A 255-nucleotide genomic window follows, 5' to 3' on the forward strand; every position below is an offset into this window, starting at 1 on the left:
TTGTCGAAGCAACTAGCTGCGGTAGCTAAGGCGATTAGTGTGCAAGCAAAGTTAAGTACGCAGCGCCAAGTGTTTTTTGTTTCTATGGGAGGGTTTGATACACACGATAATCAATTGAATACTCACCCTGCATTGCTTAGCACACTAGCACAAGGACTTAACGAGTTTAATAGTGCGATGAATGAGCTGAATATGGCTGACAAAGTAACGTCGTTTACTATGTCGGACTTTGGCCGTACGCTAACATCTAATGGA

The 255-nt window shown here is 43.1% G+C and carries 1 protein-coding gene; it reads left to right on the forward strand.

The window, feature by feature from the left end; genetic code table 11:
* The coding region (locus AAEY62_RS23450; RefSeq protein ID WP_350636856.1) for a DUF1501 domain-containing protein at positions 1-255 on the forward strand (255 nt) is incomplete at both ends.

It is taken from the genome of Pseudoalteromonas sp. GW168-MNA-CIBAN-0100, assembly GCF_040309225.1.
GTDB classification, from domain to species: Bacteria; Pseudomonadota; Gammaproteobacteria; order Enterobacterales; family Alteromonadaceae; genus Pseudoalteromonas; species Pseudoalteromonas arctica.